Source organism: Chromohalobacter israelensis DSM 3043, from assembly GCF_000055785.1.
Taxonomy (GTDB): domain Bacteria; phylum Pseudomonadota; class Gammaproteobacteria; order Pseudomonadales; family Halomonadaceae; genus Chromohalobacter; species Chromohalobacter israelensis.
On record NC_007963.1, the window covers coordinates 1,011,130 to 1,025,256 of the forward strand.

Sequence of the window (14,127 nt, forward strand, 5' to 3'; positions counted from 1 at the left end):
CCGCTATTCAATGATATCGCCGCGCAGCAAGTACTTGCAGACCGCCACGGTACTCACGAAGCCGAGCATCGCGATGAGCAGCGCTGCCTCGAAGTAGGTCCGGTGGCCCAGCCAGATCCCGAAAAGCACGATCAGGGCGATGGAGTTCACGTACATGGTGTCCAGCGCCAGTATGCGGTCGGGCAGGCTAGGGCCGACCGTGGCCCGGTAGAGGTTGAGCAGGATCGCGATCGCAAACAGCACCGCGCTGACCTTCAGAGCGAAATCTAGCATTCGAAGATCTCCTTGAGCGGACGTTCGTAACGCTCATGGATATGACGAATCATGTCGTCGATATCGTCCACGTCCAGGGCGTGAATCAACAGCGTCTTGCCATCCATGCGCAGATGGGCCGACACCGTGCCGGGCGTCAGCGTGATGGTGCTGGCCAGCATGGTGATCGTGAAGTTTTCCTGGAGCTCCAGCGGGTACTCCACGAATGCCGGACGCGCCCGCCCGCGGGGATCGAGAATGACCTTGGAGGCTTCCAGGTTGGCAATGATGATGTCGAGCAGGACGCGAAAGAAGTAGCGCACCAGGAGAAAGGGCTTCTTGACCCGGGGCTGCGCTTCCCAGAAAGGCTCGGTGATCACCGGAATGACGATCGCCAGCACCCCGCCGAGCAGCCAGTGTCCCAGGGCGACGCTGTTCATCAGCAGCAGCCAGACGACCAGCAGCAAGACGGACAACAGTGGCATGGGGAGCCACTTGCGAGGACGAATCATGTGTCACCTCCCGTCGCCCCGCGGGCGATGATGGCCTGCACGTAGGCGTCGCGATCGAGCAGCTGCGCCGCGGTGGCCTGGGTGAATTGAGTGATCGGACCGGCGAACGCCACCATGAGCGGCGCACAGAGGATCAGCATCAAAACGCCGGCGCCGCGCAGCCTGCCAAGCGAGCTGCCGGTGCGCTCGCCCGAGGCACGCCAGAAGATGGTCGAGCCGGTACGCGAGAGTGCGATCAACGACGCGAGGCTGCTGATCAGCAGAATCGGCCACAGCCAGACCTGTTGGGCCGGGGTGGCGGCCTGCAGCAACAGGGCCTTGCCGAAGGCACCCGACAGCGGCGGCAGCCCGGCCATGGCGATGGCACCGGCAAAGAAGAGCAGGCCCAGGATGGCCGGCTGCCCCAGAGTGCGCGACTGCACGATGCGTGCCCCCGCCTTGCCGCGTTGCTGAGCGATGGCATCCACCAGCAGGAACATGCCGCCGCTGACCAGCGTGGTGTGAATCAGGTAATACAGCAGCGCGCCGAGGGCCGCTTCGCTTTCCATGCCGACGCCGGCCAGCAGCGTGCCCACGGAAATCAGGATCAAGTAGGCGACCTGGGTGCGCATGTCGCGTGCCGAGAGTACGCCGATGGCACCCAGCGCCAGGGTCGCGAGCGCCAGCCACCACACCCAGGGGGTTGCGAGGTTGGCCAGAAGGCCGGCTTGTTCGCCGAAGATCAGCGTATAGACGCGAATGATCGCGTAGACACCGACCTTGGTCATGATGGCGAACAGCGCCGCGACCGGCGCGGGTGCGGCGGCATAGGCCCGTGGCAGCCAGAAATACAGCGGCAGCATGGCGGCCTTGAGCCCGAACACGATCAGCAGCAGCAGGGCGCCTGCCTTGACCAGCCCCACGTCGCCGGCATCCAGGGTCGGAATGACCGCCGCCATGTCGGCCATGTTGAGGGTTCCCGTGGTGCCGTAGAGCACACCGAGCGCGATCAAGAACAGCATCGACCCGAGCAGGTTGAGCGCCACGTAGTGGAAGCCGGCGTGGGTGCGTGCCTTGCCGCCACCGTGCATCAACAGGGCGTACGAGGCGATCAGCAGCACCTCGAAGAACACGAACAGGTTGAAGGCGTCGCCGGTCAGGAAAGCGCCATTGATCCCCATCAGCTGCAACTGGAACAGCCCATGGAAGTTGGAGCCCTGCTCGTCATCGCCGGCGCAGGCATAGAGCAGGCTGCCGAGCGCGAGGATGGCGGTGAGCATCACCATCAAGGCGGACAGTCGGTCGAGCACCAGGATGATGCCGAAAGGGGGTTGCCAGTCGCCCAGGGCGTAGTAGCGGATCACGCCATCGCTGCTTTCGGCGACCAGCAGAATGCCCACCACCACCAGCGCCGCCGTGGCGATCACGTTGGTGGTGCGACGCAGTGTCAGCGCGCCGCCGCGATGGATCAACAGCGTGACCCCGGCCAACAGGGGCAACAGAACCGGCAGGATGATCAAGTGCTGCATCAGGACTTGTCCTCCCGCGGCTCGTCGATACGGTTGCCGTTGACGTGGTCGCTGCCCACGTCGCCGCGCACGCGCATGGCGAGTATCACCGAGAACGCGGTCATCGCGAAGCCGATGACGATCGCGGTCAGCACCAGAGCCTGCGGCAGCGGATCGGTATAGCCGCCGCCGCTATCATTGATCACGGCGGCGCCGTCCGTGGTCAACCCGCCGGTGGAAAACAGGAAAAGGTTGACGGCATAGGACAGCAACGTCAGGCCGACGACGACGGGAAAGGTACGTCCGCGTAGCGACAGGTACAGCCCGCTGGCGGCCAGGATGCCCGTGGTGGTCGCGAATAGCGCTTCCATCACGCTTTCTCCTTCTGCTTGGAGGGACGGTGCGGCGTGGTCACCTTGCCCAGGTTGGCAAGGATCATCAGCGTGGCACCGACCACGGTAAGGTAGACACCGAGATCGAACAGCATGGCCGTGGCCAGCTCCACGTCCCCGATCAGCGGGATATGGAAATGGCCGAAGGCCGAAGTCAAGAACGGATAGCCGAAGACCCAACTGCCCAGCCCCGTCAGCGCAGCGATGGCCACGCCGGAGACGGCTATCGGCTGATACTGGAACGACAGCCGCTGCTGGGCCCATTCGACGCCGTGCGCGATGTACATCAGGATCAGCGCCACGGCCGTGACCAGGCCGGCGATGAAACCGCCGCCCGGCGCATTGTGACCGCGCAGGAAGATGAACACCGAGACCAGCAGCGCCATCGGCAGCAGGGTCTGGGAGACCGATGCCAGGATCATCGGGTAACGATCCGGCGACCACGGCCGCCCTTCGCTATCGCTGGAGGGCATGAACAGACGCAGGCGATTGAGCAGCTTGTAGATTCCGATGCCGGCGATGCACAGCACGGTGATCTCGCCCAGGGTATCGAAGCCACGGAAGTCGACCAGGATCACGTTGACCACGTTGTGGCCACCGCCGCCGGGCACGCTGTTGTCGAGGAAAAAGTCGGAAATCGAGGTCAGCGGCCGGGTCAGCAGAGCATAGTTGAGGCTGGCCACCACACCGCCGAAGCCTGCCGCGAACAACACATCGCGCACGATGCGTGAGGCGCTCGACTCCTTGGGCGTCTTTTGCGGCAGGAAGAACAGCGCCAGCATCAGCAGGATCACGGTGACCACCTCGACCGCGAGCTGGGTCAGCGCCAGGTCGGGTGCCGAGAAGCGGGCGAACGCCAGTGACGCCATCAGACCGACCACCGAGAGCATGATCAGCGAGATCAGGCGGCGGCGATGCAGGAAGGCGGTCCCCAGACCGGCGAAGCAGGTGATGATGGCACCCACGGTGACCATGGGGTCGGCCGGTTGCATGGCGACATCGCCCTGCAGGGTATCGATACTCATCAGCCCCATGCCGGCGACGCCCAGGGCACTGATCACGACCCACAGCATGTAGCGTTGCAGGGAACCGTTCTCGAGGGTGTCGATGCACCATTGCGTGAACCGCACCAGGCGCTGCACGGCACCTTCGAAGATCGTCAGCGAGTGCCGCGAGGGGAACTGGCGATGGAAGGTGAACAGGTGCTGACGCAGCAGATAGACCGCGATGCCGCCGGCCAGGGCGATGGCACTCATCAGCAGCGGCAGGTTGAAACCGTGCCAGATGCTCAGGTGCAGCTCGGGAGCGGCGCCGACAAGGGCGGCATCGGCGGCGGCGGTCAGCAGGTCCGTGGTGGTCAGCGCCGGCAGGATGCCCACCACCACGCAGATGATCGCCAGGATCAGAATTGGCAGGCGCATGGGGAAGGGCGCCTCGTGAGGCGTCTTCTCGAGCTCGCGCGGCTTGCCGTCGAAGAAGGTGTTGCGAACGTAACGCAGCGAATAGGATGCCGCCAGGATGCTGCCCACCGTGGCCAGGGTCGGAATCAACCAGGCCAGCCCGCCGAGCAAGGGTGTTCCGAGGGTTTCGGCGAGCATCATCTCCTTGGAGAGGAAGCCATTGAACAGCGGCACGCCGGCCATTGACGCTGCCGTGATCGCCGCCAGTGCGGTGGTCATCGGCATGTAGCGCCACAGGCCCTTGAGCTTGCGAATATCACGCGTGCCGCACTCATGGTCGACGATGCCCGCGGTCATGAACAGCGCCGCCTTGAAGGTGGCGTGGTTGAGAATATGAAAAAGCCCCGCGACGACCGCCATTCGGCTATCGAGGCCGAACAGCATGGTGATCAACCCCAGGTGACTGACGGTCGAATAGGCGAGAATGGCCTTGAGGTCGAGCTTGATGAGCGCGAAATAGGCACCGTAGAGCATCGTCACCAGGCCGGTCAGGCTGACCAGATACAGCCATTCCTGTGAACCGGCGAGTGCCGGGTGCAGGCGCGCCAGCAGAAAGACGCCGGCCTTGACCATGGTGGCCGAGTGCAGGAACGCCGACACCGGCGTCGGGGCGGCCATGGCTTGTGGCAGCCAGAACTGGAACGGGAATTGTGCCGACTTCGTGAACGCGCCCAGCAGAATCAGCAGGAGCGCCGGCAGATACCGGGGGTCGTCGAGGATGACGTCACGACTGTCGAGCACCGTCTGCATGTCGAAGGTGCCGACGATCTGGCCGATCAGGATCAAGCCGGCGAGCAGCGCGAGTCCCCCCATGCCGGTGACGGCCAGCGCCATGCGGGCGCCCTTGCGTGCGGCCGATTGATGATTCCAGAAGCCGATCAGCAAGAACGACGACAGGCTGGTCAATTCCCAGAACATCCACAGCAGGATGAGGTTGTCGGCCATCACGATGCCCAGCATCGCGGCCATGAACAGCATCAGGAACGCGTAGAAGCGCGGCATGCTGTCCGCCGTGGACAAGTAGTGCCGTGCGTAGAGGATGATCAGCAGGCCGATGCCGAGAATGAGCAGCACGAACATCAGCGACAGGCCGTCCAGCCGCAGGGCGAGGTCCAGGCCCAGTGCCGGCACCCACGAGAAGGCCAGGCGAGGGACGTCGCCGGCGAGCACGCCGGGCGCCTCGCGCAATGCGATCAGCAATGCGACGAGCGGCATGGCGGCGGTCAAGAGTGCACATTGATGACGTCGGTGATTCGAACTCAACAATGGCAACAGACTGCCGAGCAGCGGCAGTAGCACGATCAGTAGCAATGACATGCAACTTGCTCTTGTCGTTTGGAATTTGGGGGCACCCGATACCGCCGGGCGGAGGCTCGGATACGAGTATGGACGGAGGTGACGCGAACGTCAGTCGCGAAAAGCGGGGGGATCCGTCAGGTACGGGCGTCTGACGCCGCGCGGGGCGAGCATCCAGGCGGGGGTGCGGTCGGTTGCATCGCCGGCTGGCAAGAGTGACAGACGATGGGCACCGTAATGGCAGGGCGCGCGCAACGGCAGATAGCCGTGCAGGTGATGTCCTGTCATGGTGTCTCTCCTCCTTCGGGACGCTTCGGCGCGGGGCTGTGCGTACAGCGGCTTGTATTGCTTGATGTTTGGTTGCGTCGGGCGCCAAAACGAGATGATCGATCGAATGTACCACGCCGCTTCCCACCCCCGCTATAGCTTGTGTGGCGAAAGATGCAGCGATGCATGTTTCAAGGCAGGTCACGGCATCCCCGGCTGACGATCCTTGGCGCGGAGTCGTCGGAAAGCGGCTCTCGAGACTGGTGACCGCCGCGCTGGCTGAGTAGCATGAGCGCATGCCGGCACGCGATGCCCGCCGGTGTGCCACGGCGGCGCGTTCCTGCAAGATACGCGCCGTCATTATCGTCGTCACAGGATCAAGGACCGACACATGAAACGACCCTTTTGCAGCCTCGCATTGGGCCTTTGCCTGGCGGGATGCCAAGGCGTGGCGACCAGCGATGCCGCCTCGGTCGACACCGCCGACGCTGCGCCGTCGTCCAGCAGCGCGCCGACGACCGTCAGCGAAGGCCAGGTCGCCTCCCGGGACGCGCATCAGGACTTCGCCGCCTGGGTCGCGGCGTTTCGTCAGAAGGCCGCGAGCGCCGGTATCGACGAGGTCACGCTTGCTGCCGCCTTCGATGGGGTGAGGTTCCAACCGCGGATCATCGAGCTCGACCGTTCTCAACCGGAATTCAGCAAGCGGGTGTGGCGCTACCTGGATACGGCGGTATCCGAGCAGCGCGTTCGCCAGGGACGTGAAAAGCTCACTGCGCACCGCGCCGCCGCGATGCGCGCGGAAAAGCGTTACGCCGTACCGGCCGAAATCCTGACCGCGATCTGGGGCGTGGAGAGCAATTACGGCAGCCATTTCGGCAGTTTCTCGACCATCGATGCCTTGTCCACGCTGGGGTACGAGGGGCGGCGTCAGGCGTTCGCCCGCGAGGAACTGCTGGCGGCCCTGGAGATTCTGCAAAGTGGCGACATCGATCGCGATCACATGCGCGGCTCCTGGGCAGGTGCCATGGGGCACACGCAGTTTCTGCCGTCGAGCTTCCTCGCCTATGCCGTTGACGCCGACGGTGACGGTCGCCGCGACATCTGGGGCAGCATCGATGATGTCATGGCCTCGACCGCGCATTATCTCGAGGAAGCCGGCTGGCAGGCGGGACAACCCTGGGGGGTGGAGGTCATGCTGCCCGACGGGTTCGATTATTCGCAGACCGAGCTGTCGGTGCGTCATTCCAGCGCTGCATGGCGGGCACAGGGCGTGACCGCACGCGAGGGAGCCTTGCCGACGTTCGATGCGGCCTCGGTGATCGCCCCGGCGGGCGCGCGTGGCCCGGCCTTCCTGGTGGGGCCCAATTTCCGCGCCATCATGCGCTACAACGCGTCGACCAGTTACGCCCTGGCGGTCGTGACGCTGGCCGAGCGCATCGCCGGCGGCGATGGTATTCAAGGCAGCTGGCCCCGTGAGGTCGAGCCGTTGTCGCGTACCCAGATCAAGGAAATGCAACGTCGCCTCAATGCTCTGGGCTTTTCCACCGGCGGCTCGCCGGATGGCATCGTGGGGCCCAATACCCGCAAGGGGCTGCGCGCTTATCAACGCAGCCAGGGCGCCATACCGGATGGCTTTCCCACGCCTGCACTGCTCGAGGCACTGCGCGACGCAACCGCGCGGTAAGCGTATCGCTCAGGCGGTCGCCGGCAGAGGTGCCGCGATCGCCTGCGGCGCTGGAGGGAGCGGCTCTTTTCCTCGATCGTCGTCCAGTGTCGCGGAGAAACGCTCGATGGCGGCCACCACTTCATTGGCTCCCTGACGAATGCGCTGAATCGTCCTGCCGGCCTCTTCCGCACGCCGCACTCCGCTTTCCACACCGCTAAGACAATCGCGCATCCCGGCATCGGCATGCTGGGTCAGCTCACGCAGGGTATCGGTCGTCGACACGATGTCGCGGGTGGCGTGCGCCGTGCGGGTCGAGAGCGCACGCACCTCGCGGGCGACCACCGCGAATCCTCGGCCATGTTCTCCCGCGCGTGCCGCTTCGATGGCGGCATTGAGTGCCAACAGATTGGTCTGCTCGGTGATTTGCTGAATATTCTCGATGACCGCATTGATGTCCTGCGAACGCCGTGTGAGTTCGTCGATGACGGTGGAGGTCTGGCGAATCCGCGCCTCGATGTGGCGGATTTCCTCGACGGCCTCGCCGATGATGCGTGCGCCGTCGGTTGCGCTGACGTCAGTGTCGGTGGAAATGCGATAAGCCATGCGGGCGCTGTCCGATTCCGCCTGATGGCGCTCGATGCGCTGGGTAATATCGGTGGCGAACTTGATGATCTTGTACAAGTTTCCGTCACCGTCGAAAACCGGGTTGTAGGTGGCCTCGAGCCACAGCGTCCGTCCCCGGCTATCGAGGCGCTTGAACTCGCCGGCAATGAATTCTCCGGCATTGAGGCGCGTCCAGAAGTCTCGGTATGCCTGGCTGCTGGCGTACTCGGTCTCGCAGAAAAGACGATGATGCGCCCCCACGACCTCTTCGAGCCGATATCCCACGGCCGCCAGGAAGTTGGCGTTGGCAGTCAGGATATCGCCCGCGGGCGTGAATTCGATGATGGCCGTCGAGCGATCCAGGGCATCGAGGCGGCTGCGCATGTCGTTCTCGGCACGCACCTTGTCGGTGATGTCGCTGGCTGTCTTGACCACGCGCTTGACCTCTCCCGAGCGCCCGATGATCGGCGTATACGAGGCTTCAAGCCAGACAGTCCGTCCTTCCTTGCCGATGCGCTTGTAGCGCCCGGTCATGTGCTCGCCATGCGCCAGACGCCGCCAGAAGTCGCGGTACTCGGCGCTTCGTGCGTGAGCCGGTTCGCACAGCAGGCGATGATGCTGCCCTTGAAGATCATCGAGACGGTATCCCGTCATCTTCAGGAAATTCTCGTTGGCATCGAGGACCGTTCCGTCCGGATGGAAGTGAACGATGGCGGTGGCGCGATCGAGTGCCTCGAGCGTGGCGGTGTCGCGGCGATGCTGGCGGAAACGGATCATGGAACCTCCATGTCATGGATGGTGAAAGATTCGTTACTGAATGTTTACTTTTGTTGCAGAATACCTGGCTGTGGTGAGAAAGCGAGCAGATTTATATGTACAATAGTTGTACATTAAATATAGTGATGTCCAGTTTTTTAGCGCGCAGCATCGTCGGCCCACCACCTTGCGGTGATGGGCGGTGCGTGGAGAGGGGGGAAGGAGGCGAGAGTCAGGCGTGAGCGGCGTGCGATGTGGTGGAGGCGTGATCGGCGTCGAGGTGGTGCCGGGTGGAAGCGACATGGGCAATGGCGCTGACGACGTCGTTGGCCCCGGCACGAATTTTATCGATGGCGTGTCCTGCTTCCCCCGCCATGCGGACGCCGTTCTCCACGCTGCCCAGGCAGGCCTGCATGCCACCGTTCACTTCCTGGGTGAGATCGCGCAGGCTGGCAATGGTGGCGGTGATGTCGCGGGTGGCTTGCGAGGTGCGTATCGACAGCTGGCGTACTTCGTGGGAGACCACCGCGAAGCCACGACCATGCTCGCCGGCGCGTGCCGCCTCGATGGCGGCGTTGAGCGCCAGCAGATTGGTCTGCTCGGCGATGTCGTGAATGCTTTCGATCACCGCGTTGATGTCGGCGGAGCGCTGCTCGAGGGTTGCGAGCTGTTGCGACGTGGTGGCGACCTGATCGGCGATACGCCGAATCTCGGTGACGGTGTCGTTGATGATGCGCGAGCCGTCGTTGGCGGAGGTTTCCGTGTTCGACGAGATGCGATAGGCCATGCGCGCGCTTTCGTCTTCTCGCGTCACGCGGTCGGTGATGTCGGTGGCGAACTTGACCACCTTGTACAACCGCCCCTCGGCATCGAAGACCGGGTTGTAGCTCGCCTCGAGCCACAGTGTCCGGCCTTGCCGGTCGAGACGCTGGAACTGCCCCGACAGGAATTCACCGGCGTTCAGATGAGCCCAGAAATCGCGGTATTCCTGGCTGGCGGCATAGTCCTGCGCGCAGAAGATCCGGTGGTGGACGCCGCGGATCTCGTCGAGGGTGTAGCCCACCGTGTTCAGGAAATTGTCGTTGGCAGTCAGGATGTGCCCGTCCGGCGTGAACTCGATGACCGCCATGGCCCGGTCGATGGCGTTGAGCCGACTGTTCATCTCCTGTTCGTCGCGCACTCGTGCGGTGATATCGGTCGCTGTCTTGACCACGCGAACCACCTTGCCGTGACGGTCGCAGATCGGACTGTACGACGCTTCCAGCCAGAGGGGCTGGTCGTCCCGGGTCCGGCGCTTGAAGCGCCCGGCAATGAATTCGCCTTGCCGCAGCCGCTCCCAGAAGGCTGCATACTCGTGGCTCGCGGCCAGATCGGGGGCGCAGAGGCGACGATGATGCTCGCCGATCAGGTCATCGGCACGATATCCGGTGGCCTCGAGAAAGTTGGCATTGGCAGAGAGAATGCGACCCTCGGGCGAGAACTCGATGACGGCCATGGCGCGGTGAATGGCGTCGAGCACGGTGGCATGGGGCGGCGACGAACGGAATAAGGCCATCTCCTGCGTTCCTTTTTTTCTTGGTCGAACTCTGGGCGAGTCGCTGGTGATTCAGAGGATGCTTGCATGGCACGTCGAGTTGCTGACGGCATTGCAGCCAGTATCGACAGTATTGGACGAGCTTTTAGGCAGGGACCAATCCGGTGCGTGAATAAGCAAACCGAAGACAAGTCAGGAGAGCGAGCCGCACGGAAGGCTCGTCCGGCTAGAAAAGTCGTGCGAGCAGCGCGGTCACGGCGGTTTCGACGCGCAGGATGCGCTCGCCCAGGTGGACGCCGGTGAAGCCCAGGGCCTGCAGGCGTTCGACTTCGTAAGGGATGAAGCCTCCCTCGGGGCCGACTGCCAGCGTGACCGGTTCGGCGAGGCCTCGCGGGCAGGTCTCGGCCATGCCGGGGTGGGCAATCAGGGCACGGCGGCCGGCCAGTTGCCCAGGAAGGCGGTCCTCGATGAACGGCTTGAAACGGGGCTCGAAATCCAGATGCGGCAATTGCGTATCGCGAGCCTGCTCGAGACCGAGCAGCAGGTGATGCCGGATCTTCTCGGGCCTGAGCTCGGGGGACTGCCAGTAGCTTTTTTCGACGCGTCGAGTATGCAGCAGCGTCAGGCGTTTCACGCCCAGGGCGGTGACATGTTCCAGGGTGCGTGCCAGCATGCGGGGGCGAGGCAACGCCAGCAGCAGATGCACGGGCAGGGGCGCGGGGGGATCGCGGTCCAGGTGGATCTCGAAGACGGCGCCGGCGGCATCCAGCGACAACAGTCGGCCGCGCCCCCAGCGACCGCCCAGAAGGCCGACGCTGAGTTCGTCGCCGGGTTCGGCGCGTTGCACGTCGCGCAGATGACGCAGGCGTTCGGGGTCGCTCAGACGGACGTGTCGGGTGTCGAGTCGATCGCGGTCGTCGAACAGAATGAGGTTCATGTGGGCTCCACCAGTGGTGGGCACATTTTACTATCGTGGTCGTGTGCTGTCGCGGCTGGCTTGCGCTGGGCGGTCGTCGGTGCACAATGCAATAAAGCCACCGTAAGGAATCCGCCGTGCGCGTGATACGCAAATATGCCAATCGGCGACTCTACGATACGCAGCAGAGTCGCTATGTGACGCTGGAAGACTTGCGCCACCTGGTGCTCGAAGAGGAAGCGTTTCGGGTCGAGGATGCCAAGAGCGGCGAGGATCTGACGCGTACCATCCTGCTGTCGATCATCACCGAGCAGGAGCAGCGTCACGACAACGACGCCGATGTCTTCTCCAACGCGCTGCTGGAGCAATTGATCCGTATCTACGCCATGGCGCAGCCCTTGCCGCTGGCGCGCTATCTCGAACAGGGCACGCAATTGATGCTGGAGCAGCAGCGTCGCATGCAGGATCAATGGCAGCAGGCGATACGCCACTCGCCGGTGGAGACGATGCGCGAGCTGGCCGAGGACAACCTGCGTTTCTGGCAGCGCATGATGCGCCAGCACCAGACGCGCGACGACGACACCGAGCGCTGAGGGCTGGTCTGTCGCGGCGCGCGCTTTCTGACATAATAGTCGGATCATTTTCGTCATAGCTCCATAAGGTCGTATCCAGATGAAGGTTTTGATCATCGGCGGCGGTGGCCGCGAGCACGCTCTCGCCTGGAAGGCAGCCCAATCCCCGCGCGTCGACGCCGTTTTCGTGGCGCCGGGCAACGCCGGCACCGCGCGTGAGTCGAAGCTCACCAACGTGGCGATCGACGCCACGGACCTTGCCGGTCTGGAGGCGTTCGCGAGAGACAACGGCGTCGACCTGACCATTGTCGGCCCCGAGGCTCCGCTGGTCGAAGGCGTGGTCGATCGTTTCCGGGCCGCAGGGCTGGCGATCTTCGGCCCGACACAGGCCGCCGCCCAGCTGGAGGGATCCAAGGCCTTCGCCAAGGATTTCCTCGCCCGGCATGCGATTCCCACCGCGGCCTACGCCACCTTCAGCGACGTCGAGCCGGCGCTGGCCTACGTGCGCGAGCAGGGGGCGCCGATCGTCATCAAGGCCGACGGGCTCGCCGCCGGCAAGGGCGTGATCGTCGCCATGAGCGAGGCGGAGGCCGAGACGGCGGTGCGCGACATCCTGGCCGGCAACGCCTTCGGTGACGCCGGCGCCCGGGTGGTGATCGAGGAGTTTCTGGAAGGCGAGGAAGCCAGCTTCATCGTCATGGTGGACGGCGAACACGTGCTGCCCATGGCCACCAGTCAGGATCACAAGCGTGCCGGAGATGGCGACACCGGACCCAACACCGGCGGCATGGGCGCCTACTCGCCGGCGCCGGTGGTGACCCGGGAGGTCGAGAAACGCATCATGGACGAGGTCATACTGCCCACCGTGCGCGGCATGGCCGAAGAGGGACACCCCTATACCGGCTTTCTGTACGCTGGCTTGATGATCTCCCCGCAAGGTGCGCCCAAGGTGATCGAGTACAATTGCCGTTTCGGCGATCCGGAAACCCAGCCGATCCTGCTGCGCTTGAAGTCGGACCTGGTGGGGCTCTGCCTGGCCGCGACCCGCGGGCAGCTCGCCTCCCAGCAGTGCGACTGGGATACCCGCGCGGCGGTGGGCGTGGTCATGGCGGCGGGGGGCTATCCCGGTGATTATCGCAAGGGCGACGTCATCGAGGGGCTCGACGGTGCCGAGGCCGTGGGATGCAAGGTCTTCCATGCCGGGACCGCCCTGCGCGACGATGGTCGAGTCGTGACCAGCGGCGGTCGCGTGCTATGTGTGACGGCCTTGGGCGCGCGCGTCACGGTGGCGCGCGAGCATGCCTACGAGGGGGTCGCGGCGATTCATTGGCAGGATGCGCTGTATCGTCGCGACATCGCGCATCGCGCCGTGGCGCGAGAGCGCGACGCCAACACCTGAGGGCACGGGGCATCACGCCCGCCAATCTAGAGCGACGAGCAGGGTGACGCGACATGGAACCGGTACGATCGAGCATCGCCGGCCGCGCGGCCGGCATGACGGGCCACGGGTCAGGCCCTACGCGATACAGGGAGACGCGGCATGTCGCGTGAGTATCCGATCATCGCGGTGACCGGCTCTTCGGGCGCTGGCACCACCACCGTCAAGCGGACGTTCGAGCGCATGTTCGCGCGCGAGGACATTCACGCGGCGTTCGTGGATGGCGATGCCTTTCACCGCTACACCCGGGACGAGCTGGCGCGCATCTTCGCCGAGGAACCCAGCCGCAAGGCCGAGCTGTCGCATTTCGCGGTGGAAGCCAACCTGCTCGACCGCCTCGAGGGACTGTTTCAGGAATACGGCGACCTGGGCGTGGGGATGCACCGGCACTATATCCACGCCGAGGACAAGCAGCGCATCGAGGCCGGGTGCCAGGTCGGCACGTTCACCGAGTGGGAGCCGCTGCCCGGCGGTACCGACCTGTTGTTCTATGAAGGGTTGCATGGCGGGCTGGTGACCCACGAGTACGACATCGCCAAGCACGTCGACCTGCTGGTGGGCGTGGCGCCGACCATGAACCTCGAATGGATACAGAAGATCCATCGCGACACCAAGCTGCGCGGGCATTCCCAGGAGTCGGTCATCGACACCATTCTGGGGCGCATGAACGATTACGTGCGCTACATCCAGCCGCAGTTCTCGCGCAGTCATATCAACTTCCAGCGTGTACCGACGGTGGATACGTCCAACCCCTTCGAGGTGCAGGACATTCCCACCGACGCCGAATCCATGGTGGTGATCCGCTTTCGCGATCCGCACTCGGTGGACTTTCCCTATCTGCTGACGATGATTCGCGACTCCTTCATGACGCGTCCGCACACCCTGGTGGTGCCGGGCGCGCGCATGTCCCTGGCCATGGACTTGATTCTGTCGCCGCTGGTGACGCAACTGCTGGATCAACGCCGTTTCCGCTAGA

The 14,127-nt window shown here is 64.2% G+C and carries 13 protein-coding genes; 4 read left to right on the plus strand and 9 right to left on the minus strand.

Features of this window, described 5'->3' with window-relative positions:
• Positions 1-3: 3 nt before the first annotated feature.
• The 6 genes from CSAL_RS04625 to CSAL_RS17555 all read right to left on the minus strand — a co-directional run bounded on the left by CSAL_RS04625 (position 4) and on the right by CSAL_RS17555 (position 5,687).
• On the minus strand, positions 4-273 hold the full coding sequence (locus CSAL_RS04625; RefSeq protein WP_011506202.1) for a K+/H+ antiporter subunit F: 270 nt from the start codon (positions 271-273) through the stop codon (positions 4-6).
• Complete coding sequence (locus CSAL_RS04630; protein ID WP_011506203.1) at positions 267-764, minus strand: Na+/H+ antiporter subunit E; 498 nt, start codon at positions 762-764, stop codon at positions 267-269. Before CSAL_RS04630 ends, CSAL_RS04625 begins: the two co-directional genes overlap by 7 nt.
• Entirely contained in the window at positions 761-2,272 is a 1,512-nt protein-coding gene (locus CSAL_RS04635; RefSeq protein WP_011506204.1) for a monovalent cation/H+ antiporter subunit D, read from the minus strand. The genes CSAL_RS04630 and CSAL_RS04635 overlap by 4 nt, the downstream gene beginning before the upstream one ends.
• Positions 2,272-2,622: a Na+/H+ antiporter subunit C gene (locus tag CSAL_RS04640; protein ID WP_011506205.1), complete on the minus strand. Its 351-nt coding sequence runs from the start codon at positions 2,620-2,622 to the stop codon at positions 2,272-2,274. The genes CSAL_RS04635 and CSAL_RS04640 overlap by 1 nt, the downstream gene beginning before the upstream one ends.
• Complete coding sequence (locus CSAL_RS04645; RefSeq protein WP_011506206.1) at positions 2,622-5,420, minus strand: monovalent cation/H+ antiporter subunit A; 2,799 nt, start codon at positions 5,418-5,420, stop codon at positions 2,622-2,624. Before CSAL_RS04645 ends, CSAL_RS04640 begins: the two co-directional genes overlap by 1 nt.
• Before the next feature lie 90 nt (positions 5,421-5,510).
• On the minus strand, positions 5,511-5,687 hold the full coding sequence (locus tag CSAL_RS17555; RefSeq protein WP_156961503.1) for a hypothetical protein: 177 nt from the start codon (positions 5,685-5,687) through the stop codon (positions 5,511-5,513).
• Between the two features lie 370 nt (positions 5,688-6,057).
• Here CSAL_RS17555 and CSAL_RS04650 point away from each other — a divergent pair, with 370 nt between their 5' ends.
• Positions 6,058-7,350, plus strand: a complete 1,293-nt coding sequence (locus CSAL_RS04650; RefSeq protein WP_011506207.1) for a lytic murein transglycosylase — start codon at positions 6,058-6,060, stop codon at positions 7,348-7,350.
• Between the two features lie 9 nt (positions 7,351-7,359).
• Here the strand turns inward: CSAL_RS04650 and CSAL_RS04655 are convergent, their stop codons facing one another.
• From CSAL_RS04655 to CSAL_RS04665, 3 genes are all read right to left on the minus strand, one after another.
• A complete protein-coding gene (locus tag CSAL_RS04655) occupies positions 7,360-8,712 on the minus strand; it encodes a methyl-accepting chemotaxis protein (RefSeq protein ID WP_011506208.1) in 1,353 nt (450 codons plus the stop codon).
• A gap of 211 nt (positions 8,713-8,923) precedes the next feature.
• Positions 8,924-10,246, minus strand: coding sequence for a methyl-accepting chemotaxis protein (locus CSAL_RS17775; RefSeq protein WP_011506209.1), 1,323 nt, complete (start codon positions 10,244-10,246; stop codon positions 8,924-8,926).
• Positions 10,247-10,451: 205 nt separating this feature from the next.
• Positions 10,452-11,162, minus strand: a complete 711-nt coding sequence (locus CSAL_RS04665) for a 16S rRNA (uracil(1498)-N(3))-methyltransferase (RefSeq protein WP_011506210.1) — start codon at positions 11,160-11,162, stop codon at positions 10,452-10,454.
• A gap of 116 nt (positions 11,163-11,278) precedes the next feature.
• On the opposite strand from CSAL_RS04665, the gene phaR reads away from it, so the two are divergent.
• From phaR to CSAL_RS04680, 3 genes are all read left to right on the plus strand, one after another.
• Entirely contained in the window at positions 11,279-11,734 is a 456-nt protein-coding gene (phaR, locus tag CSAL_RS04670; RefSeq protein WP_011506211.1) for a polyhydroxyalkanoate synthesis repressor PhaR, read from the plus strand.
• Between the two features lie 79 nt (positions 11,735-11,813).
• Positions 11,814-13,112 carry a phosphoribosylamine--glycine ligase gene (gene purD / locus CSAL_RS04675; protein WP_011506212.1) on the plus strand — a complete coding sequence of 433 codons (1,299 nt, stop codon included), beginning with the start codon at positions 11,814-11,816 and terminating at the stop codon, positions 13,110-13,112.
• A gap of 141 nt (positions 13,113-13,253) precedes the next feature.
• On the plus strand, positions 13,254-14,126 hold the full coding sequence (locus tag CSAL_RS04680) for a phosphoribulokinase (protein WP_011506213.1): 873 nt from the start codon (positions 13,254-13,256) through the stop codon (positions 14,124-14,126).
• The last annotated feature ends 1 nt before the right edge of the window (position 14,127 follow it).